This window comes from Roseateles sp. GW821-FHT03B02 (genome assembly GCF_059421025.1).
This window is the reverse complement of the sequence record NZ_JBWKUV010000004.1, coordinates 172282-191760: the sequence shown is the minus strand read 5'-3', so window position 1 is coordinate 191760 and position 19479 is coordinate 172282. Positions and strand designations below refer to the sequence as shown.

18 protein-coding genes are annotated in these 19479 nt (G+C 68.4%); 15 read left to right on the top strand and 3 right to left on the bottom strand.

The window, feature by feature from the left end; all coding sequences use genetic code 11:
- Positions 1-82 precede the first annotated feature (82 nt).
- The 5 genes from AC07VX_RS13225 to AC07VX_RS13205 are packed head-to-tail and all read left to right on the top strand — an operon-like array spanning position 83 to position 7326.
- Positions 83-1552, top strand: a complete 1470-nt coding sequence (locus AC07VX_RS13225) for a GH1 family beta-glucosidase (RefSeq protein WP_493165183.1) — start codon at positions 83-85, stop codon at positions 1550-1552.
- The gene (locus AC07VX_RS13220; protein WP_493165182.1) at positions 1549-2991 is read left to right on the top strand and encodes an MFS transporter; all 1443 of its coding nucleotides are present in this window, start codon (positions 1549-1551) and stop codon (positions 2989-2991) included. Before AC07VX_RS13225 ends, AC07VX_RS13220 begins: the two co-directional genes overlap by 4 nt.
- Positions 2988-4574 (top strand): family 43 glycosylhydrolase, encoded by a 1587-nt coding sequence (locus AC07VX_RS13215; protein ID WP_493165181.1) that lies wholly within the window; start codon positions 2988-2990, stop codon positions 4572-4574. The genes AC07VX_RS13220 and AC07VX_RS13215 overlap by 4 nt, the downstream gene beginning before the upstream one ends.
- A complete protein-coding gene (locus AC07VX_RS13210; RefSeq protein ID WP_493165180.1) occupies positions 4571-6133 on the top strand; it encodes a GH39 family glycosyl hydrolase in 1563 nt (520 codons plus the stop codon). The genes AC07VX_RS13215 and AC07VX_RS13210 overlap by 4 nt, the downstream gene beginning before the upstream one ends.
- Complete coding sequence (locus AC07VX_RS13205) at positions 6130-7326, top strand: glycoside hydrolase family 5 protein (protein ID WP_493165179.1); 1197 nt, start codon at positions 6130-6132, stop codon at positions 7324-7326. Before AC07VX_RS13210 ends, AC07VX_RS13205 begins: the two co-directional genes overlap by 4 nt.
- 4 nt (positions 7327-7330) lie before the next feature.
- Here the strand turns inward: AC07VX_RS13205 and AC07VX_RS13200 are convergent, their stop codons facing one another.
- Both AC07VX_RS13200 and AC07VX_RS13195 read right to left on the bottom strand, forming a co-directional pair.
- Complete coding sequence (locus tag AC07VX_RS13200) at positions 7331-7810, bottom strand: DUF1579 domain-containing protein (RefSeq protein ID WP_493165178.1); 480 nt, start codon at positions 7808-7810, stop codon at positions 7331-7333.
- A gap of 5 nt (positions 7811-7815) precedes the next feature.
- The gene (locus AC07VX_RS13195; RefSeq protein ID WP_493165177.1) at positions 7816-8517 is read right to left on the bottom strand and encodes an NIPSNAP family protein; all 702 of its coding nucleotides are present in this window, start codon (positions 8515-8517) and stop codon (positions 7816-7818) included.
- A gap of 182 nt (positions 8518-8699) precedes the next feature.
- Between AC07VX_RS13195 and AC07VX_RS13190 the strand changes: the two genes are divergently transcribed.
- The 3 genes from AC07VX_RS13190 to AC07VX_RS13180 all read left to right on the top strand — a co-directional run bounded on the left by AC07VX_RS13190 (position 8700) and on the right by AC07VX_RS13180 (position 11887).
- Positions 8700-9989 carry an MFS transporter gene (locus tag AC07VX_RS13190; RefSeq protein ID WP_493165176.1) on the top strand — a complete coding sequence of 430 codons (1290 nt, stop codon included), beginning with the start codon at positions 8700-8702 and terminating at the stop codon, positions 9987-9989.
- Positions 9990-10205: 216 nt separating this feature from the next.
- Entirely contained in the window at positions 10206-10643 is a 438-nt protein-coding gene (gene aroQ / locus AC07VX_RS13185; protein WP_493165175.1) for a type II 3-dehydroquinate dehydratase, read from the top strand.
- Positions 10644-10768: 125 nt separating this feature from the next.
- Positions 10769-11887, top strand: a complete 1119-nt coding sequence (locus AC07VX_RS13180; RefSeq protein WP_493165174.1) for a porin — start codon at positions 10769-10771, stop codon at positions 11885-11887.
- Between the two features lie 85 nt (positions 11888-11972).
- On the opposite strand, the gene AC07VX_RS13175 is transcribed toward AC07VX_RS13180, so the two are convergent.
- Complete coding sequence (locus AC07VX_RS13175) at positions 11973-12761, bottom strand: IclR family transcriptional regulator domain-containing protein (RefSeq protein ID WP_493165173.1); 789 nt, start codon at positions 12759-12761, stop codon at positions 11973-11975.
- A 151-nt stretch (positions 12762-12912) separates the two neighbouring features.
- Here AC07VX_RS13175 and AC07VX_RS13170 point away from each other — a divergent pair, with 151 nt between their 5' ends.
- Genes AC07VX_RS13170 through AC07VX_RS13140 form a run of 7 tightly spaced genes read left to right on the top strand, consistent with a single transcriptional unit; the run spans position 12913 to position 19473 of the window.
- Complete coding sequence (locus tag AC07VX_RS13170) at positions 12913-13764, top strand: shikimate dehydrogenase family protein (protein WP_493165172.1); 852 nt, start codon at positions 12913-12915, stop codon at positions 13762-13764.
- 35 nt (positions 13765-13799) lie between these two features.
- A complete protein-coding gene (locus tag AC07VX_RS13165; RefSeq protein WP_493165171.1) occupies positions 13800-14978 on the top strand; it encodes an ABC transporter substrate-binding protein in 1179 nt (392 codons plus the stop codon).
- Positions 14979-15037: 59 nt separating this feature from the next.
- The gene (locus AC07VX_RS13160; RefSeq protein ID WP_493165170.1) at positions 15038-15913 is read left to right on the top strand and encodes a branched-chain amino acid ABC transporter permease; all 876 of its coding nucleotides are present in this window, start codon (positions 15038-15040) and stop codon (positions 15911-15913) included.
- Between the two features lie 10 nt (positions 15914-15923).
- A complete protein-coding gene (locus AC07VX_RS13155; protein ID WP_493165169.1) occupies positions 15924-16910 on the top strand; it encodes a branched-chain amino acid ABC transporter permease in 987 nt (328 codons plus the stop codon).
- Entirely contained in the window at positions 16907-17668 is a 762-nt protein-coding gene (locus tag AC07VX_RS13150; protein ID WP_493165168.1) for an ABC transporter ATP-binding protein, read from the top strand. Before AC07VX_RS13155 ends, AC07VX_RS13150 begins: the two co-directional genes overlap by 4 nt.
- Positions 17669-17671: 3 nt before the next feature.
- Complete coding sequence (locus tag AC07VX_RS13145; protein WP_493165167.1) at positions 17672-18424, top strand: ABC transporter ATP-binding protein; 753 nt, start codon at positions 17672-17674, stop codon at positions 18422-18424.
- Positions 18421-19473: a Gfo/Idh/MocA family protein gene (locus AC07VX_RS13140; protein WP_493165166.1), complete on the top strand. Its 1053-nt coding sequence runs from the start codon at positions 18421-18423 to the stop codon at positions 19471-19473. Before AC07VX_RS13145 ends, AC07VX_RS13140 begins: the two co-directional genes overlap by 4 nt.
- Positions 19474-19479 lie beyond the last annotated feature (6 nt).

Genomic DNA, 19479 nt, shown 5'->3' with positions numbered 1-19479 from the left:
ACCGGGCTGAAACCGTGACGCCTATATTCCTCGCGCTGCAGCGGCCCTTCGCCCGCCCCGCGGCCTACCGAGGACCCACCCGATGACCCCGACCCGCGCCCTGCGCCGCCGCCAACTCCTTGCCACCGCCACGCTGCCGGTCCTCGCGCCGGCCGCGCTGGCCGCATCCCCTCAGCGCCTTGCCGCGCCCGGGATGACAGCGCTGACGTATTCGAGCCCCTTCCCCGCCGATTTCGTCTTCGGCGTGGCCGCGGCCTCGGCACAGATCGAAGGCGCGGCCTTCGAGGACGGCAAGGGCGAGTCCGTCTGGGACCGCTTCGCACGCATCCCCGGCAAGGTCTACCAGGGCCACACGCCGGACGTGGCCTGCGACCACTACCACCGCTTCGACGAGGACTTCGCGCTGATGGCCTCGCTGGGCATCAAGACCTACCGCCTGTCCATCGCCTGGCCGCGCATCTACCCGAACGGCGACGGCGAGCTCAACCCCAAGGGCCTGGACTTCTACCGCCGCCTCTTCGCCAGCATGAAGAAGCACGGCATCGAGCCGTGGGTGACGCTCTTCCACTGGGACCTGCCCCAGGCGCTGGAAGACCGCGGCGGCTGGACCTCGCGCATCACCGTGGACGCCTTCGCTCGCTACGCCGACACGGTCGTCAAGGCCTTCGCCGCCGACGTGAAGCACTGGATCACGCTGAACGAGATCCTGTGCTTCACGCTGCTGGGCTACGGCACCGGCGGCAAGGCGCCGGGCCGCAAGGAGGCGCCCAAGGTCGTCAACCAGACCTACCACCACGCCCTGCTCTGCCACGGCCACGGCGTGCGGGCCGTGCGGGCCTTCGGCGGCCAGGGCGCGGTCGTGGGCCTGACCGACAACTGCAGCGTGGCCGTGCCCGTGACGGAAACGCCGGCCGACATCGCCGCCGCCAAGGCCTGGTTCATCGATCGCAACGCGCAGATCCTCGGCGCCATCCACGCCGGCAGGTACACCGACAACTTCCTGAAGCGCGTGGGCGCCGATGCGCCCGACGTGCAGCCCGGCGACTTCGCCCTCATCAGCCTGCCGACCGACTTCCTCGGGCTCAACATCTACAGCGGCACCTTCGTGCGCGCCGGCCGCAACGGCGCCGCCTACGAGGCCCTGCCCCACCCGGTGAACTACCCGCACGCCGACAGCCCCTGGCTGCGCCTCGTGCCCCAGTCCATCTACTGGGCCACGCGTTTCTCCGCCGAGTGCTATGGCCACCAGGCCCTCTACATCACCGAGAACGGCTGCGGCTACGACATCGAACCCGTGGTGAACGGCGAGGTGCTGGACCTGCACCGCCGCGACTACCTGCGCAACCACCTGCGCGAGGCCCACCGCGCCATCGCCGACGGTGTGCCGCTGAAGGGCTACTTCCTCTGGTCCTTCATCGACAACTACGAGTGGGAAGACGGCTACCAGCGCCGTTTCGGCATCGTGCATTGCGACTACCAGACGCAGGTCCGCACGCCCAAGCTGTCTGCCCGCTACTACGCCGACGTCATCCGGGAACGAAAGGTCTTGTGAACACCACCACCCTCCACATGGCGCAGGCGGCGCCTCCCACGACCGACCGCCTGCCGCTGAAGCAGAAGATCGGCTTCGGCCTCGGCTCCATCCTCGACATGTGGGGGCACTGGCTCTACGCCTCGCTGGCCTTCCAGGTGTTCAACATCTTCCTGGGCGTGGCCCCGGGGCTGATCTCCACGGTGCAGGCGATCAAGATCGTCATCGACGCCGGCTCGGATGCCCTCTTCGGCTGGCTGTCCGACAACACCCGCTCGCGCTACGGCCGCCGCCGCCCCTTCATCCTCGTCGGCGGCGTGCTGGCCGGCATCGGCCTGCCACTGATGTTCGCCGTGGGCAGGGGCTGGACGGACACGCAGTACTTCGTCTTCATGCTGGTCAGCATGGTCATCTACGTGCCGGTCATGAGCTGCTTCAACATGCCCTGGGTCAGCCTGGGCGCGGAGATGACGCCCGACTACCACGAACGCACCAGCGTCATGGCCGTGCGCAACGCCATCCAGAAGGCCCCCGAGCTGGCGATGTTCTTCGCCGCGCAGTTCACGACGCTGTCCTTCTTCCACGACGCCAACGGCAAGCCCGACATCCTGCGCGGCGCCCAGGTCTACACCGGCATCCTCGGCGCCATCATGGTGGCGGTGTCCATCGCCATCTTTGTGCTGGTGCGCGAGCGCTACTACGAGAAGCTGGTGTCGCGCACGCAGGCCCGCATCCCGCTGGCCGACACGCTGTGGCGCACGCTGCGCTGCAAGCCCTTCCGCACCGTGCTCACCATGTCGCTGGCCTACAGCATCGGCACGGCCATGGTGGGCGCCCTGGGCTACTACGCCACCGTCTACTACGTCTGCAAGGGCGACATCGTGCTGGCGACGCAGTGGAACACCGCGATGGGCCTGGCCGGCATGGGCTTCGGCTTCGCGGGCATCCCCTTCTTCTCCTGGATCGCACGCCGCTGGGGCAAGCGCACCGGCCTGGCCTGCGTGCTGAGCCTGGCCATCTGCGCCTTCATCGGCGACTGGTGGCTGTACGACCCTGCTCGACCTTATCTGCAGCTCTTCGCCTGCGGCTTCGTCGCCTTCACCGGCGCGGGCTTCTGGACGCTGTACGGCGCCACCATCGGCGATGTCGTCGACTACGACGAATCCCAGACCGGCCAGCGCCGCGAGGGCTCGTTCTCGGCCTGCCAGTCGTGGATCTCCAAGGTCGGCATCGCGCTGGGCGTGGGTGCCTCGGGCTGGATCCTGCAGTTCACCGGCTTCGACGCGGCCAAGCAAGGTGCGCAGACGCCTGAAGCCATCTTCTGGATTCGCATCCTGCTGTCGGGCATCCCCGTCATCGGCCTCGTGCTGGCCCTGATTGCCATCCTGCGCTTCCCGCTGACCGAGGCGCGCATGCTGGAGATCCGCGGCAGGCTGGAAGCGACGCGGGGCAAGGTATGACCGTTTCGCGCCGCCACGCATTGCAGATGGCGCTGGCCAGCGCTTCGGTGCCGTCCGTCGCCGCACCGCGCTTCGCCGCCGGCACCGAAGGCCAGCGCAAGGCCGACCTCGGCAACGGAACCTACCGCAACCCCATCGTGCCGGGCGACCACGCTGACCCCACCATCCTGAAGGACGGGGCCGACTACTGGATGACGTTCTCGTCCTTCCAGTCCTACCCCGGCGCCGTCATCTGGCACTCGCAGGACCTGGTGAACTGGGCGCCCGTCACCGCGGCGCTGACGCAACCCATCGGCACCGTCTGGGCCATGGACCTGATCAAGCACCAGGGCCGCTACTTCATCTACATCCCGGTGCTGCAGGACGCCGGCACCGGCATCTATGTCATCCACGCCGACGACATCCGCGGCCCGTGGAGCGCACCCATCGATCTGAAGATCCCCGGCTGCATCGACCCCGGCCATGTCGTGGGTGAAGACGGCAGGCGCTTCCTCTTCGTCAACGGCGGCCGCCGCGTGAAGCTCAAGGACGACGGCCTCGCGACCGACGGCCCGCTGGAGTCAAACGCCTGGACGCCCTGGCAATACCCCAAGGACTGGGTCGTCGAGATGTTCGCGCCCGAAGGCCCCAAGCTGTTCAGGCGCGGCGAGTGGGTCTATCTCGTCTCCGCCGTCGGCGGTACGGCCGGGCCGCCCACCAGTCACATGGTCACCGTGGCCCGCTCACGCTCGGTCAACGGCCCCTGGGAGCACTGCCCGCACAACCCCATCGTCCGCACCAAAAGCGTCGACGAACCCTGGTGGTCGCGCGGCCATGCCAGTGTCGTCGAAGGACCGGCGGGCGACTGGTGGATGGTTTATCACGGCTACGAGAACGGCATGCGCACCTTGGGCCGCCAGGCCCTGCTGGAACCCATCGAGTGGACGGCCGACGGCTGGTTCCGCGCCAGGGGTGGCACGCTGGACAAGCCCCTGCCCAAGCCCAGATTGAGAGGTCCAGGCGGCAAGCCGAGTCCGGCAGGCTTTGCGCTGTCCGACGACTTCTCCAGCGGCAGGCTCGGCCTGCAATGGGCCTTCCACGCGCCCGGGCCGGATGAGGCCCAACGCCTGCGCTTCGAAGACGGGGCCCTCGTCATCCGCGGCAAGGGCAAGTCCCTGCCCGATTCATCCCCACTGACCTGCGCCGCAGGCGACCGCAGCTACGAGGTCACGGTCGAACTGCAGATCAGCGGCGACGGTCATGGCGGCCTGGCCCTGTTCTACGAGGAACGCGGTCATGTCGGCATCGGCTTCAGCACGACGCAGATGCTGACCTATGGCTACGGCCAGGAGCACTCGTGGATGCGCGAGACCATGAGCACGCGCCGCGTCCACATCCGCCTCGTCAACCGCGAGAACGTCGTCACCTGGCACTACTCGCACGACGGCGGCAGGAGCTGGAAGCAGCACCCCTGGCAGATGGAGGTCTCAGGCCTGCATCACAACGTCTTCGGCGGCTTCGTCAGCCTGAGGCCCGCGCTGTTCAGCGCCGGCAATGGCGAAGTCCGCGCCCACAACTTCATCTACAAGGGACTGCCCGCATGACCTCGCGCCGCCAACTCATCGCCGCCGCCGCCGCCATGCCGCTTCTCGCCCATGCCAAGCCGGCCCAGCGTCGCATCGTGCTCGACCTCGCGCAGGCGAAGCAGCCGCTGGACCGCTTCTTCGATCACTGCGTCGGCGCCGACTATCCCGGCACGACTTACCGCGAGGACGCCCTGGCCCAGCTGAAGACGGCGGTGGACGAGCTGGGCTTCCGCTACCTGCGCTTCCACGCCATCTTCCATGACGTTTTCAAGACGGTGACTCGTGATGCGAGCGGCCAGCTGGTGTTCGACTTCACCGGCATCGACAAGCTCTACGACGCACTGCTGGCACGCCGCATCAAGCCCTTCGTCGAGCTGGGCTTCACGCCGCTGGCGCTCAAGACCTCGGACCTGAAGATCTTCTACTGGGCCGGCAACACCTCCCACCCCGAGCCCACCGGCTGGGTTGCGCTGATCGAGGCCTTCACGCGCCACCTCCTGCAACGCTATGGCGCGGCCGAGGTGCGCAGCTGGTACTTCGAGGTCTGGAACGAGCCCAACCTCGACGGCTTCTGGGAGAAGGCCGACCAGGCCGCCTACTTCGACCTTTACGCGCGCACGGCCAAGGCCATCAAGGCCATCGACCCGGCGCTGCGCGTCGGCGGCCCGTCCACCGCCGGCGCGGCCTGGGTGCCGGAGTTCCTGGCCCATGCCAAGGCGACCGGCTCGCCGGTGGACTTCATCACGACGCACACCTACGGCGTGGATGCGGGCTTCCTGGACGAGTTCGGCAAGGAAGACCGCATGCTGTCGCCCAACCCCGACGCCATCGTGGGTGACGTGAAGCGCGTGCGCAAGGAGATCGAAGCCTCGCACCTGCCGGGCCTGCCGCTGTTCTTCACCGAGTGGAGCACCAGCTACAACCCGCGCGACCTCGTGCACGACAGCTACGTCAGCGCGGCCTATGTGCTGACCAAGCTGAAGCAGAGCCAGGGCCTGGCCCAGCACATGAGCTACTGGGTCTACAGCGACCTCTTCGAGGAACCCGGCCCACCGGACGCCCCCTTCCACGGCGGCTTCGGCCTGATGACGCGCGAGGGCATCCGCAAGCCGGTCTGGTTCGCCTATCGCTACCTGGCGGCACTGCAGGGCCAGGAAGTGCCGACCCGCGACAGCTTCAGCTGGGCCGCGACCGACGGCCAGCAGGTGCAGGCCCTGGTCTGGGACTGGCGCAACACCGGGCAGAAGGTCAGCAACCGCAGCTACTTCGGCAAGCCGCGGCCGGCGCATGACGTCGGCAGCGCGACCGTCGAGCTGCGCCATTTGCCGCCGGGCCGCTACCAGCTCACGCAGCGCCGCACCGGCTTCGAGATCAACGATGCCCACACCGCCTATCTGAAGATGGGATCACCCAAGAACCTTGATGCCCAGCAGCTCGCGACGCTGCAAGGCTTGACGACCGACAAGCCCGACGTGCAGCGTGAAGTGAAGGTCGGCGCAGATGGCAAGGCGAGCGTCACGCTGAAGCTGCGCAGCCACGATGTCGTGCTGCTGAGCCTGAAGAAGGTGGCCGCATGAAGCGCCGCCAGCTCGTTCTCGCCCTGCTGCCGCTGGCCGGCTGCGGCGGTGGTGGCGGCTCTGCAGCCGCGGCACCCGCACCCGCACCTACTTCCACGCCCGCTCCCGCACCGGCCCCAGGGCCTGCCCCCGCTCCGGCGCCGGCCCCCAGCGGCATGCGCGACCTCACCAGCCTGCAGCTGTCCCAGCTGATGGGCGCCGGCTGGAACCTCGGCAACTCGCTGGAAGCCATCGGCGGAGAGACGGCCTGGGGCAACCCGGCCACGACGCAGGCCTTCATGACCGCCGTCAAGGCCGCCGGCTTCAAGACCGTGCGCATCCCCGTCTCGTGGAAGCAGTACGCCGACGCCAGCGACGTCATCAGCGCCACCTGGATGACCCGCGTGACCCAGGTCGTTGACTACGCCAAGGCGGCCGGTCTCTACGCCCTCATCAACATCCACTGGGACGGCGGCTGGATGCAACCCACCTATGCGGCCCAGGCGATGGCGAATGCGCGCATCACCAAATTCTGGACGCAGATCGCCAACAACTTCAAGGCCTACGACGACACGCTGCTGTTCGCCGGCACCAACGAGGTCATGGTCGAAGGCGACTACGGCACGCCCAAGGTCGAGTACGTCACGGTGCAGAACGGCTTCAACCAGCAGTTCGTGAGCGCCGTGCGCGCCACCGGCGGCAACAACGCGGTGCGCCATCTCGTCGTGCAGGGCTTCAACACCAACATCGACCACACCATCAATTTCGCCGTCCTGCCGACCGACACGGCCAGGGACCGGCTGATGATGGAGGTGCACTTTTACGACCCCTACGACTTCGCGCTCAACGAGAAGAGCAGCTTCTGGCAATGGGGCGCCGGAGCAACCGATGCCAAGGCCAAGGTCGCCGGCTTCGACGAGGCCTGGGTCGACGGCCAGTTCCAGCGCATGAAGGCCAAATACGTCGACAAGGGCATTCCGGTCATCCTCGGCGAGTTCGGCGCCATCCGCCGCACCGAATATGCCGGCGCCGAGGCCTACCGGCTGGCCTGGGACAAGTACGTCGCCCGCTCCGCCTGGACGCACGGCTTGGTGCCTGTCTACTGGGACGCCGGCGCGGCGACCGAGAACCACAGCATGGGCCTGTTCAACCGCAGCACCGGCGCTCAGGTCTATCCCGACATCGTCAAGGCGCTGGTGGACGCCGCGACCTGAGCCCTCAGGGCAGGCGCTCGAAGTCCATCTCCCAGTTCACCTCCCAGGTCTGGCCGCCATCGGCCGAGAAGGCCTGCTGCCAGTGCGGGCGGTCAGTGCGGGTGTTCGTCCAGCGATAGCGCACGCGGATGGGCTGGCCGCGCAGCTCGTCGTCGCACTGGAACTCGCCCACGCCATCGGCAAAGCCCCCGACGACGGGAGGTTCCAGGCGATGCGGATGGCGGCCGTCCACCCACCATATGGCCCACTGCCGCGTGGCTGGGTCGAAGGTGCGCATGGACACGGCACGGTACGGCCCCGTGGGCAGCTCCAGCACGTTGTCGTCGATGTTGCCCAGGCCGTCGAGCAGCGGCCACATGCGGCTGAGGCCCTCGAAGTGCTCCCAATCGTCGCAGCCGAGCAGCCTCTCCTTGAGGCGGCGATGGCTGACCTTCCAGTGGCCGATGAAGAAGTCGAAGTCCTGCGGTGTGGATGTCGTGTGCATGGTGTTCAGGCGCGCAGGGCGCAGCAGGGGGTGGGGGCCAGGCGCAGGGCTTGGGTCGGGCGCGCCAGCCAGGGCTGCAGGCGGGCGTCGAGATCGCGCGCCCAGTGTTCGCCGGCCGCGGGTTCATCGAGCAGGGCAAGGCCGACGACTACCGGTTCGCCCTCGCGCACCGGCAGGCGCGGGAAGTTGTTGGGCGCCGGTTCGGTGACGTACCAGGCCTGCATGCGGGCCTCGGGACAGGCCGCCGAGCGACACAGCGCAAGCACATCCTCGTCGGCCGGCGCCTTCAGGTGCAAGACCAGCGCTCGCAGCAGGCCACAGGCAACGCCGTTGCCGCGCGGCTGCGCCGGTAGCGCCGCACCGGGCCAGGCCGGGCTGAGCAGCAGCACGTCGTCGGAATCGACCATGGTCGCGTTGGCCGCGTTGCGATGCGCTGCCCAGACGGGGCCGCCGTAGAACGCAGGCAGCGTCGCGCCGCGCGCGGCCATGTCGGCGAAGCCGCGCAGCCAGACGAAGCGGTCAGCGTCGTCCAGGTCGCGGAACTGCCCGATCACGCGGATGCCCACGGCCTGCTGCGTGTCGATGAATTCGCGCTCGAAGAGCTCGATCAGCGTGTCGCGCTGGCCCGGGTGAAGGATGTACTGGCGCAGTTCGACGACGCGGCAGTCGTGCGCTGCGGGCGGTGGATTCAGCGAGGGAGGTGGCATGGCGCATAAGCCCATGAAGTTCAAGGTCCGCACAGTCTGCGCCGCCATACCTGTCAACGAATGTCGTGTTTTATGAACGCCTGCCGGCCTGCATGCCTTGCAGCCTCTGGCGGGCCATCCACAGGAGTTCCCGCCGATGATCGATTGCACGGCCTCGAGGCGAGCGCCCTAGACTCGGCCGGATGGATGGCTCCGAGACCCTGCCCCGCCTGCGCGACCAGCGCGACTACCTCCGACTGCTCGGCGCACGCGTGACGGGCGGAGCCGCCAACCAGATGCTGATGGTGGCGCTGGGCTGGCAGATGTACGACCTGGCCGGCAGCGCCTGGCAACTGGGCCTGGTCGGTCTTGCGCAGTTCCTGCCGGCCCTGCTGGTGACGCTGCCTGCCGGTCACCTCGTGGACCAGCATGACCGCCGCCTGCTGCTGGCCGCTAGCCTCGGGCTGCAGCTGCTCACGGCGGCCTGCCTGGCGCTGGCAAGCGCAGGCGGCTGGGTGGCTCCGCAGCTGATCCTGGGGCTGTCCGTGCTGCTGGGCTGTGCCCGCGCGCTGCAGATGCCCGCCCAGCAGGCGCTGCTGCCCACGCTGGTGCCGGCCACGCTGCTGCCGCGTGCGGTGGCCGCATCCAGCTCCACCATGCAGGCTGCCATCGTGGCCGGCCCGGCGCTGGGCGGCGTGCTCTATGCGCTGGGGCCCTGGGCGGCCGGCCGCATCGCGCACAGCAGCTCGGCCAGCATCGCGGCGCACTGGGGTGCGGCCATCGTCTACGGCGTGTCGCTGGTGTTGCTGATCGCGGCGGTGCTGGCGGTGCTCGCCATCCTTCACCGGCCGCTGCAGCCGCGCCGTGCCTCACCCGATCTGGCCCAGCTGACGGCGGGCATCCGCTTCATCTGGCAGCGCCCCGTCGTGCTCGGGGCGATCTCGCTGGACCTGTTCGCCGTGCTGCTGGGCGGCGCGACCGCCCTGCTGCCCATATTTGCCCGCGACATCCTGCACACCGGCCCGGAAGGCCTGGGCCTGCTGCGCGCGGCGCCGGCGCTGGGTGCCGTGCTCGTGGGCCTGTGGCTGGCCCGCCACCCCATCGCCAGCCGTGCCGGCCACTGGCTGCTCGGCGCCGTCGCGGTGTTCGGGCTGATGATGATCGCCTTTGCGCTGACCACCTCCTTCCCCGTCGCCTTTGCCGTGCTGGCCGTCAGCGGCGCGGCCGACATGGTCAGCGTCGTCATCCGCCAGTCACTCGTGCAGCTGGAAACACCTGACGACATGCGGGGCCGCGTCGGCGCCGTGAACTCGGTCTTCATCGGCGCGAGCAACCAGCTCGGCGAATTCGAATCCGGTGCCACCGCCGCCCTGCTCGGCCCCGTGGGCTCGGTGCTGCTGGGGGGCTTCGGCGTGCTGGGCGTCGTGCTGCTGTGGTGGCGGCTCTTTCCGGCGCTGGCACGGCGCGACAGCCTTGTGCCTCGGACGACCTAGCCGCGCGCGCCGGATGCGCCGCTGCCCCCCGCTGCGGCAACCACCTTGTCCCCTGCCAGCGTCGTTCACCGCAAGTGGAAACCCGCGCTTCGATCAGCTGTCGTGCGACTTGCGCGACTATCGCGCAACAGCACCGAACCCGCCTTGTGCCGCCGCCCCCCCGCTGCCTACGATGACCACAACATTCCAACAAAGCCCGGAGACGGCGGTGGCGCGATGAAGATCCTCATGCTTCACGGCATCAATCACAACATGTTCGGCAAGCGCGATCCGGCCCAGTACGGCACGGTCACGCTGCAGGAAATCGATGCGCGGCTGAAGGCGCTGGGCGCCGAGCTGGGTGCAGACGTGGACTGCTTCCAGACCAACAGCGAAGCCGCGATGTGTGAACGCATCCACCAGGCCTTCGAGGACGGTGTCGATGCCGTCCTGATCAATGCCGGCGCCTGGACGCATTACAGCTACGGCATCCGCGACGCGCTGGCCATCCTGACCTGCCCGGTCGTGGAGCTGCACATGTCCAACATCCACGCCCGCGAACCCTTCCGGCATCACTCGGTGTTCGCGGAGATCGTCAAGGGCCAGATCTGCGGCTTCGGCGTGGACAGCTATCTGCTCGCTCTGCGCGCGGCCGTATCCACGGTGGGCACCTAGCCACCGCCAAGCACCAACGACACAACTGCGGCCACGGCGTCGACGGCATCCAGCCGGGCTGCTGCATGGGCGGATCCCAGGCAGCGGCGCGTCCGCACAACGACACAGACAACGGAGACACACCCATGAGCCCCATCCACCGAATCAGCGCCGCGGCCCTGCTCGCCTGCCTGGCCAGCGCCGCCACGGCGCAGAGCTCCAGCGTGACGCTCTACGGCAACATCGACCAGTACCTCAACTACATGCGCAGCAGCTCGGGCACCAGCCTCAAGTCGCTGGAGGACGGCCAGTACCTGCGCAGCCGCTTCGGCGTGCGCGGCGCCGAGGACCTGGGCGGCGGGCTGTCGGCCAAGTTCCAGATGGAGGGCGGCTTCAGCACCGACACCGGCACGCAGGCCGACGCGACGCGCTTCTGGGACCGCCAGGCCTGGGTCGGCATCGGCCAGGCCGGCTATGGGGAGATCCGCTTCGGCCGCCAGAACGGCCCCATCTTCGCCCGCGGCGGCTCGGTCGACTACACGGCCCGCACGCTGGGCTCCATCATCAACAACTTCGGCACACCCTCGCGCTACGACAACGACATCTCCTACATCTCGCCGCGCCTGGGCGGCGTGCAGTTCGAGGGCCATGTCGCGCTGCCCGAGACCGCCATCGGCAACAAGCCCAAGGTCATCCAGGCCTCGCTGGACTACGTGAACGACTGGATGCGCATCGGCTACATGGGCCTGCGCGCCAAGCCCCAGGCCGGCGGCGCGGTGCAAAAGGATGTCGTCTACGACAACTACTACGTCAACTGGATGTACGGCAAGGGCACGGTCTACCTGGCCTATGTGCACAGCAACAACAACACGTCCAGCGCGGTCAGCAACAACGCCGCCACCATCGTCTCCAACGTCGGCGGCATCAACGCTGGCACCGATGCCAACCTGAACAACTTCTACGACATCCTGCAGCTGTCGGCCGACTACAAGGTGAGCGACCGCCTGCGCGTCGGCGCACTCTGGGGCCAGATCAAGGACAAGTCGGGCCGCCAGCGCGGTGCCGACGGCGGCTCCATCGGCGCCTACTACGACTTCTCCAAGCGCACCACGCTGATTGCGATGTACGAGACGATGAAGAACGACACCAACGGCGGCTGGCGCCCATCGGGCTCGGCCGGCCTGAAGACCAACTTCACGCAGCCGGGCGACATCAACGGCCGCACCATCAGCGGCGTGCAACTGGGCGTCGTCCACCGCTTCTGAGCTGGGTCCTCCCGGCCGCCCGCAACGACCGTCGTGAGACGGTCTCCATGCCGCAGCCCCCGCCGGGGCCTGCGGCTTTTGTGCTTCAGATGATGGGCCGCAGGGACTGGGCCACGTCCTGCAGCAACGGCAGCATGCGCTCGATGGTCTGCTCCAGGCTGAGCGGCTGCATGGGCAGGGTCATGCCCAGGGCCCCCTTGCACTGGCCGCGCCTGTCCTTCAGCGCCACGGCGATGCCGCGCAGGCCGGCGTCCAGCATCTGCTCGGTCACCCAGTAGCCCAGCGCGCGCGCATCCTTCACGAGGCCGAGGAACTTCTCCTTGTCGGTCACCGTGTGCGGCGAATGCGCGCTGAAGGCGTGCTCGTCCACCCAGGCCAGCAGGTCGGCGTCCTTCATCTCGCTGAGCATGACGATACCCGGCGTCACCACATGCGCCGGCAGCCGCGCGCCCACCTGGTAGCCGATGCTGACCACGCGCGGGCTGTTGCTGCGCGCAACGTAGACGATCTCGTGCCCGTCCAGCACGCTCACGTTGATGGTCTCGCCGCTGGCCATCGAGGCGCGCTGGATGAAGGGCTGCACCAGCCGCGGCAGCCGCGCGGAGTTCAGATAGCTCTGCCCCAGCTTGAGCACATGCGGCGTCAGCCAGAACAGCTTGCCGTCCGTCGCGGCGTAGCCGTAGTGCACCAGGCTGAGCAGGTAGCGGCGCGCGGCCGTGCGTGTCAGGTCACACAGCCGGGCCGCCTCGCTGGGCGTGAGGCGCGGGTGCTCGTCGTCGAAGGCCTCGATGACGCGCAGGCCCTTGCCCAGACCCTCGATGAGGTCCTTGCGGTCGATCTCCTGCGGCACCGCCTTGAGGTCAAAAACTTCCATGTCGGACGTCCTGCTCCGGTGAAACCCGCGGTGCGCACGACAGCCGCGCGGGGCGCGCGATCATCGCGCAAACGGACCCTTGCTGCCTTGTGGCTAACCCGGTCGGCTGCCTAGGATGACTGCACTACACGAGAGACAAAGCGCAGGCTTCATGAACATCACCGGCAACACCCGCGTCTTCCTGATCCTCGGCGATCCCGTCACCCAGGTGCGGGCGCCCGAGGTCTTCAACCACCTCTTCCAGAAGCACGACGCCGACGCCGTGCTCGTGCCCGCCGAGGTGGCCAGCCAGGACTTCGAGAACTTCGCCCGCACGGCCATGACGGCCCGCAACATCGACGGCTTCTGGCTCGCAATCCCGCACAAGCCGGCCATGATAGGCCTGCTGGACGCCTGCGAGCCCACCGGCCGCGTCGCCGGCGCCGTCAACGCCGCACGCCGCAACGCCGACGGCAGCGTCGAAGGCGCCCTGTTCGACGGCATCGGCTTCGTCAAGGCGCTGGAGCACCACGGCATCGCCTACCGGGGCAAGCGCGTGCTGGTGGTCGGCGTGGGCGGCGGCGGCGTGGCCATCGCGGCCTCGCTGGCCCAGCACGGCGTCGGCCACCTGGCCCTCTTCGACGCCACGCCCGGCCGTGCGCAGGAGGTGGCGGCCCGGCTGCGCGAGACCTTCGGCACCGACGTCGGCACGCCCGCGACCAGCGACCCGGCCGGCTACGACCTCGTCGTCAACGCCACACCGCTGGGCCTGAAGGCGGGCGACCCTCTGCCCTTCGACGTGGCACGCCTGGACGGCGATGCCGCCGTCGTCGACATCCTGATGAAGAACCAGCCCACGCCGCTGCTGCGTGCCTGCCACGCCCGTGGCATCAACGCCCAGCCCGGCTTCGAGATGCTGATCCAGCAGATGCCCGAGTACCTCGACTTCTTCGGCTTCAACCACATCGCCGACGCCGTGCGCGCCGACGCCAGCGACCTACGCGCCATGCTCATACCCAGCTGATTCTTTCTGTCCAGACAAAACACAACGGAGACAACATGACCGACCGCTTCTACCGCTTCACCACCCCGCTGGCCCTTGCGCTGGCGGCCTTCGGCTTCAACGCCCACGCCCAGTCCAGCATCAAGATCGCCTCCATCCAGGAGCTCTCCGGCGGCGGCGCCACGGTGGGCAACAACTTCAAGAACGGCATGGACATGGCCATCGCCGAGATCAATGCCGCCGGCGGCATCCTCGGCAAGAAGATCGAGGTCAACCACGCCGACACCCAGAGCAACCCCGGCGTCGCCAAGGGCCTGGCGCAGAAGGCCGTGGACGACGGCGTGTTCGCCGTCTTCGGCCCCGGCTACTCCGGCTCCATGATCGTCAGCATGGCCGAGACCCGTCGCGCCGAAGTACCCAACTTCACCGGTGCCGAGGCCGCCTCCATCACGGCCCAGGGCAATCCCTTCGTGTTCCGCACCAGCTTCGGCCAGGCCACGTCCATGCCCAAGGTGGCGCGCTACATCGCCGGCAAGCTGGGCGCCAAGACCGTCGCCGTCATCTTCGTCAACAACGACTTCGGCAAGGGCGGCCGCGACATGATCACCAAGGCGCTGACCGAGCAGGGTGCCAAGGTCGTTGCCGACATCTCCACCGATGCCGGCCAGATCGACTTCTCCGCGCCGGTGCAGAAGGCCAAGCAGAGTGGCGCCGACGCCCTCTTCCTCTACACCAACGAAGAGGAATCGGCCCGCGCGCTGCGCGAGCTGCGCAAGCAGGGCTTTGCCAAGCCCGTCGTCGGCGAAACCACGCTGACCGGCCAGAAGGTCATCGAGCTGGCCGGTGACGCGGCTAACGGCGCCGTCGCCCACGTCGGCCTGACGGTGGACGCGCCCAACCCGCTGATGCTCAAGTTCAAGGCCAACTTCTACCGCGCCTACAAATACATCCCTGACCACAACGGCATCAAGGGCTACACCAGCATCTACCTTATGAAGGCCGGCATCGAGAAGGCCGGCAAGCTGGACCGCGTGGCCGTCGCCAAGGCCCTGCACGGCCTGAAGATCTCCGCCGCCAAGGAGCCCGGCGTGCTGCTGGACGTCAGCATCGACGACAGGGGCGACCTGGACCGCGAGAGCTTCCTCGTCGAGGTCAAGGACGGCCGCCAGGTCGTCAAGGAAGTGCTGCCGCCGCTGAGCGCAGCCGCAGCACCGGCCGCCCCCGCCAAGCGCTGAGCCGCCGGGACGCGCCGCGGCGCGTCCCCACCCATCCCCGCCTTCCAGGAGTCCCGGTCATGACCGATTTCCTCCAGTTGCTGCTGTCCGGTGTCGCCACCGGCAGCATCTACGCCCTCGCCGCCCTCGGCTTCACGCTGCTGTGGCAGGCCTCCGGCACCATCAACTTCGCCCAGGGCGAGTTCGTGATGCTGCCCGCCTTCATGATGCTGGCCTTCGGCACCGCCGGCCTGCCGCTGCTGCCGGCCTTCGTCGCCACCTGTGTCGTCGCCGTCTTCCTGCTCGGCTGGGCCTTCAAGCGCGGCATCGCCGACCCGCTGCTCAAGCATGGCCTGATGCCCGTGGTGGTGGCCACCATCGGCCTGTCCATCGCGATGCGCAACGCCATCCGCGCCGGCTACAGCGCCGAGGCCCACCCCTTCCCCAGCCTGTTCCCGGACAAGCTGCTCAACCTCGGCGGCGTCACCATCACCGTGGCCGAGCTCGGCACGCTGGGCCTGGCCCTCGCGCTGGTGCTGGGCACCCAGGCCTTCCTCGCACGCACCGTCACCGGCCGCGCGATGCAGGCCGTGGCGCAGAACACCGACAGCGCCACGGTGCTGGGCATCAACGTGCCGCGCATGGTGTTCTACACCTTCGCAATCAACGCAGTGCTGGCCTGCGCGACGGCGCTGCTCGTCACGCCCACCTATCTCGCCAAGTTCGACATGGGCGAGTCGCTAGGCACCAAGGCCTTCTTCGCGGCCATCATCGGCGGCTTCAACAACTCCCGCGGTGCGCTGCTCGGCGGCGTCATCGTGGGGGTCTGCGAGAACCTCGCCGCGGCCTATGTGTCACCGGTCTACAAGGACGCGGTGGCCCTGGTCATCTTCATGCTCGTGATCCTGTTCAAGCCGCAGGGGCTGCTGGGCAAGACCGTCGAGCGCAAGGTCTGAGGAGCCCGCCATGAAAAAGCTTTCCCTGATCGCGATCGTCGTCGGCCTGGCCCTGCTGCTGGTACTGCCGACCCAGCTCAAGAGCTACGGCGTCTACCTGCTGACGACCTGGCTGATCTACATCGTCGCCAACATGGGGCTGAACCTGACGGTCGGCTACGCCGGCCAGAAGTCCCTGGGCCACGCGGCCTTCTTCGGCATCGGTGCCTACACCGTGGCCATCCTGATGCAGGCCGGCTACAGCTTCTGGTTCGGGCTGCCGGTCGCCATGGCCGGTTGCTTCGTCATCGGCCTGGCGCTGGGCTTCCCGGCGCTGCGGGTGCAGACCATCTACCTCGCCTTCGCCACACTGGGCTTCAACACCGCCGTCTGGCTGGTCATGCGCAACGAGGAGTGGCTGACCGGCGGCACCTTCGGCATCAACAACATCGCCCGGCCCAGCCTGTTCGGCCTGTCGCTGGAAGGCGCCCTGCCCTACTACTACTTCGTGTTCGGCGTGACGCTGCTGCTGGGCGCGCTGCAGTGGAAGCTGCTGCGCTCGCCCTGGGGCAAGGCCTTCACGGCGCTGCGCGACAACCCCATCCGCGCCGAGTCCCTGGGGCTGAACATCCAGGCCTACACCCTGCTGTCCTTCGCCATCGGCGCGGTCTACGCGGGCGTCGCCGGCGCGCTGTTCGCGTCCCTGGTGCAGTTCATCGAGCCCGCACCCTTCACGGTCGGCGCCAGCATCATGATGTACCTCATGGTCGTCGTGGGCGGCCCGGGCTATCTGCTCGGTCCCGTCGTCGGCTCCGCCGTCGGCGTGCTGCTGCCCGAGTGGCTGCGCTTCGCCCAGGGCTGGTATCTGTTCGTGTTCGGCAGCGCCGTCGTGCTGCTGATGCTGTGGCTGCCCGACGGCCTGCTCAGCATCCCCGACCGCATCCGCGCCCGCCGCCAGGCCCGCGAAGCCTCGGCCGCCCGCGCTGCCCAAGCCGCCAAGATTGGAGTGCAAGCATGAGCGCGCCCGTCCTCCGCGTCAAAGACCTGAAGAAGGCCTACGGCCGCATCCAGGCCGTCGGCGGCGTCAGCTTCGACGTGCAGCCCGGCGAAATCTTCGGCGTCATCGGGCCCAACGGCTCGGGCAAGACGACCATGTTCAACAGCGTGCTCGGCCAGATCCGGCCCGACGCCGGCAGCATCGAGCTGGCCGGCCGCGACATCACCGGCATGAACCCGATGGAGCTCAACCGCCGGGGCGTGGGCCGCACCTTCCAGACCCTGCAGGTGTTTGGCAAGATGACGGTGCGCGACAACCTGCTCGTCGCCGCCCAGGAGCACCACGGCAGCATGCTGAGCCGCATGCTCGCGCCCGGCGACTCGGGCTTGGGTGCCAAGGCCGACGCGCTGATCGACCAGTTCCACATCCGGCATGTGGCACACAAGAAGGCGGGCGAGCTGAGCTATGGCCAGCAGAAGCTCGTGGACATCGCCATGGCCTTCATGAGCGACCCTGACCTCGTGCTGCTCGACGAGCCCTGCGCCGGCGTCAACCCCAAGCTGGTGGGCGACCTCAGCAAGCTGCTGAAGGAACAGAACGAGGCCCGCAGCCACGGCAAGAAGCCCTGCAGCTTCATCGTCATCGAGCACAACATGGACTTCGTCATGGACCTCTGCCACCGCATCATGGTGATGGTGGAAGGCAAGGTGATGGCCATCGGCACGCCCGCCGAGATCCGGGCCAACAAGCAGGTGCTGGACGCCTACCTGGGGAGCTGAGTCATGTCCGACGACACCTGCATCGAATTCAAGAACGTGCTCGCCGGCTACGGCGAGTTCATGATCCTCAACGGCCTGTCCTTCAAGGCCAGGCGCGGCAAGATCACACTGCTGCTGGGCCCCAACGGCGCGGGCAAGTCCACCGTGCTGAAGGCGCTGTTCGGCATGCTGAAGATCCGCCAGGGCTCCATCAGCCTCGACGGCCAGGACATCACCGGCGCCAACGCCAAGGATCTGCTGGTCAAGCACGGCATTGCCTTCGTGCCCCAGGGCCGCAACCTGTTCGGACAGCTCACGGCCTACGAGAACCTGGAGCTGGGCGGCATCACGCTGGGCATGAAGACCACGCACGAGCGCATCCCCGAGGTGCTGGAGCGCTTCCCGCGCATCAAGGAGCGGCTGCACAGCGCCGCGTCCTCGCTGTCGGGCGGCGAGCAGAAGCAGCTCGAGGTGGGCCGGGCACTGCTGCTGCGGCCCAAGGTCATCCTCATCGACGAGCCCTCCATCGGCCTGTCGCCCATGGTGGTGGCCGATGTCTTCAAGCTGCTGCGCCAGCTGGCCGACCAGGGCACCACCGTGCTGATGGTGGAGCAGAACGTGAAGAGCGCGCTGAAGATGGCCGACGAGGCCATCGCGCTGGAGTCGGGCCGCCTGGTACTGCACAAGCGCGCCGACGAGCTGCTGGCCGACCCCAACATCGAACGCCTCTTCCTCGGCGGTGCGCACACCACCGCGGCGCCGGCGGTGCCCGCATGAAGCCAGCCGTGCGCATCGCCGTGGCCGGCGCCGGCCTGATCGGCCGCGCCCACCTCAAGGCCATCGCCCACGCCGCGTCGGACTGCGAGCTGGTCGCCATCGTCGACCCCTCGCCCGCCGCCGCGGAGGTGGCCGCGCAATACGGCGTGCCGCTGTTCACCGGCCTGGACACCATGCTGGACACCATGGGCCCGGACGGCGTCATCCTCGCCACACCCAACACCCTGCACGTGCCCGGCGCCATGACCTGCCTGCAGCACGGCGTGCCGGCTCTGATCGAGAAGCCGGTGGCCGACGAACTCGACGAGGCGCAAGGCCTGGCCCGCGCCGTCGAGGCCAGCGGCCTGCCCTTCCTCGTCGGCCACCACCGCCGCCACAGCCCGCTGCTGCAGGCCGCGCGCGAGGCCGTCACCAGCGGGCGGCTGGGTCGCCTCGTCACCGTCAGCGGCAGTGCCACCTTCCGCAAGCCCGACCACTATTTCGCCGAAGGCCCGTGGCGGCGCAAGTCCGGCCCGCTGCTGATCAACATGATCCATGAGGTCGACTGCCTGCGCCTGCTGGCAGGCGAGATCGTCGAAGTGCAGGCACTGGCCTCGCATGCCATCCGCGGCCACGAGGCCGAGGACACCGTGGCCATCAGCCTGCGTTTCGAGAGCGGCGCCCTGGGCAGCTTCATGCTCAGCGACGCCGCCGCCAGCCCGCGCAGCTGGGAGCAGACCTCGGGCGAGAACGCGAGCTACGACCACCACCCCGGCGACGACTGCTACGTGCTGGCCGGCGAGCGCGGCCAACTCAGCGTGCCCACGCTGCGCGTGACCGACTACGCCGGCGAGGCCTCCTGGTGGGCCCAGGCCCGCGTGCGCACGCTGAACCTGGCAGAGCCACCCCAGGCTCGCGATCCCATCGCCCGCCAGCTCACCCACTTCTGCGCCGTGCTGCGCGGCGAGGCCCGCCCCCTCGTCAGCGTGGCCGACGCCACACGAACGCTGGCCGTCACCCTGGCCATCCGCGACGCCGCCGAGCGCGGCGAGCGCATCTCACTTCACTGAGGCCCC

What these genes read in the sequence shown, in the direction of transcription:
- AC07VX_RS13200 (WP_493165178.1), bottom strand. Translation starts at nt 7,810, where the DNA reads ATGCACACGACATCCACACCGCAGGACTTCGACTTCTTCATCGGCCAC.
- AC07VX_RS13175 (WP_493165173.1), bottom strand. Translation starts at nt 12,761, where the DNA reads ATGGAAGTTTTTGACCTCAAGGCGGTGCCGCAGGAGATCGACCGCAAG.
- AC07VX_RS13225 (WP_493165183.1), top strand. Translation starts at nt 83, where the DNA reads ATGACCCCGACCCGCGCCCTGCGCCGCCGCCAACTCCTTGCCACCGCC.
- AC07VX_RS13180 (WP_493165174.1), top strand. Translation starts at nt 10,769, where the DNA reads ATGAGCCCCATCCACCGAATCAGCGCCGCGGCCCTGCTCGCCTGCCTG.
- AC07VX_RS13150 (WP_493165168.1), top strand. Translation starts at nt 16,907, where the DNA reads ATGAGCGCGCCCGTCCTCCGCGTCAAAGACCTGAAGAAGGCCTACGGC.
- AC07VX_RS13210 (WP_493165180.1), top strand. Translation starts at nt 4,571, where the DNA reads ATGACCTCGCGCCGCCAACTCATCGCCGCCGCCGCCGCCATGCCGCTT.
- AC07VX_RS13165 (WP_493165171.1), top strand. Translation starts at nt 13,800, where the DNA reads ATGACCGACCGCTTCTACCGCTTCACCACCCCGCTGGCCCTTGCGCTG.
- AC07VX_RS13190 (WP_493165176.1), top strand. Translation starts at nt 8,700, where the DNA reads ATGGATGGCTCCGAGACCCTGCCCCGCCTGCGCGACCAGCGCGACTAC.
- AC07VX_RS13160 (WP_493165170.1), top strand. Translation starts at nt 15,038, where the DNA reads ATGACCGATTTCCTCCAGTTGCTGCTGTCCGGTGTCGCCACCGGCAGC.
- AC07VX_RS13215 (WP_493165181.1), top strand. Translation starts at nt 2,988, where the DNA reads ATGACCGTTTCGCGCCGCCACGCATTGCAGATGGCGCTGGCCAGCGCT.
- AC07VX_RS13140 (WP_493165166.1), top strand. Translation starts at nt 18,421, where the DNA reads ATGAAGCCAGCCGTGCGCATCGCCGTGGCCGGCGCCGGCCTGATCGGC.
- AC07VX_RS13170 (WP_493165172.1), top strand. Translation starts at nt 12,913, where the DNA reads ATGAACATCACCGGCAACACCCGCGTCTTCCTGATCCTCGGCGATCCC.
- AC07VX_RS13205 (WP_493165179.1), top strand. Translation starts at nt 6,130, where the DNA reads ATGAAGCGCCGCCAGCTCGTTCTCGCCCTGCTGCCGCTGGCCGGCTGC.
- AC07VX_RS13195 (WP_493165177.1), bottom strand. Translation starts at nt 8,517, where the DNA reads ATGCCACCTCCCTCGCTGAATCCACCGCCCGCAGCGCACGACTGCCGC.
- aroQ (WP_493165175.1), top strand. Translation starts at nt 10,206, where the DNA reads ATGAAGATCCTCATGCTTCACGGCATCAATCACAACATGTTCGGCAAG.
- AC07VX_RS13155 (WP_493165169.1), top strand. Translation starts at nt 15,924, where the DNA reads ATGAAAAAGCTTTCCCTGATCGCGATCGTCGTCGGCCTGGCCCTGCTG.
- AC07VX_RS13145 (WP_493165167.1), top strand. Translation starts at nt 17,672, where the DNA reads ATGTCCGACGACACCTGCATCGAATTCAAGAACGTGCTCGCCGGCTAC.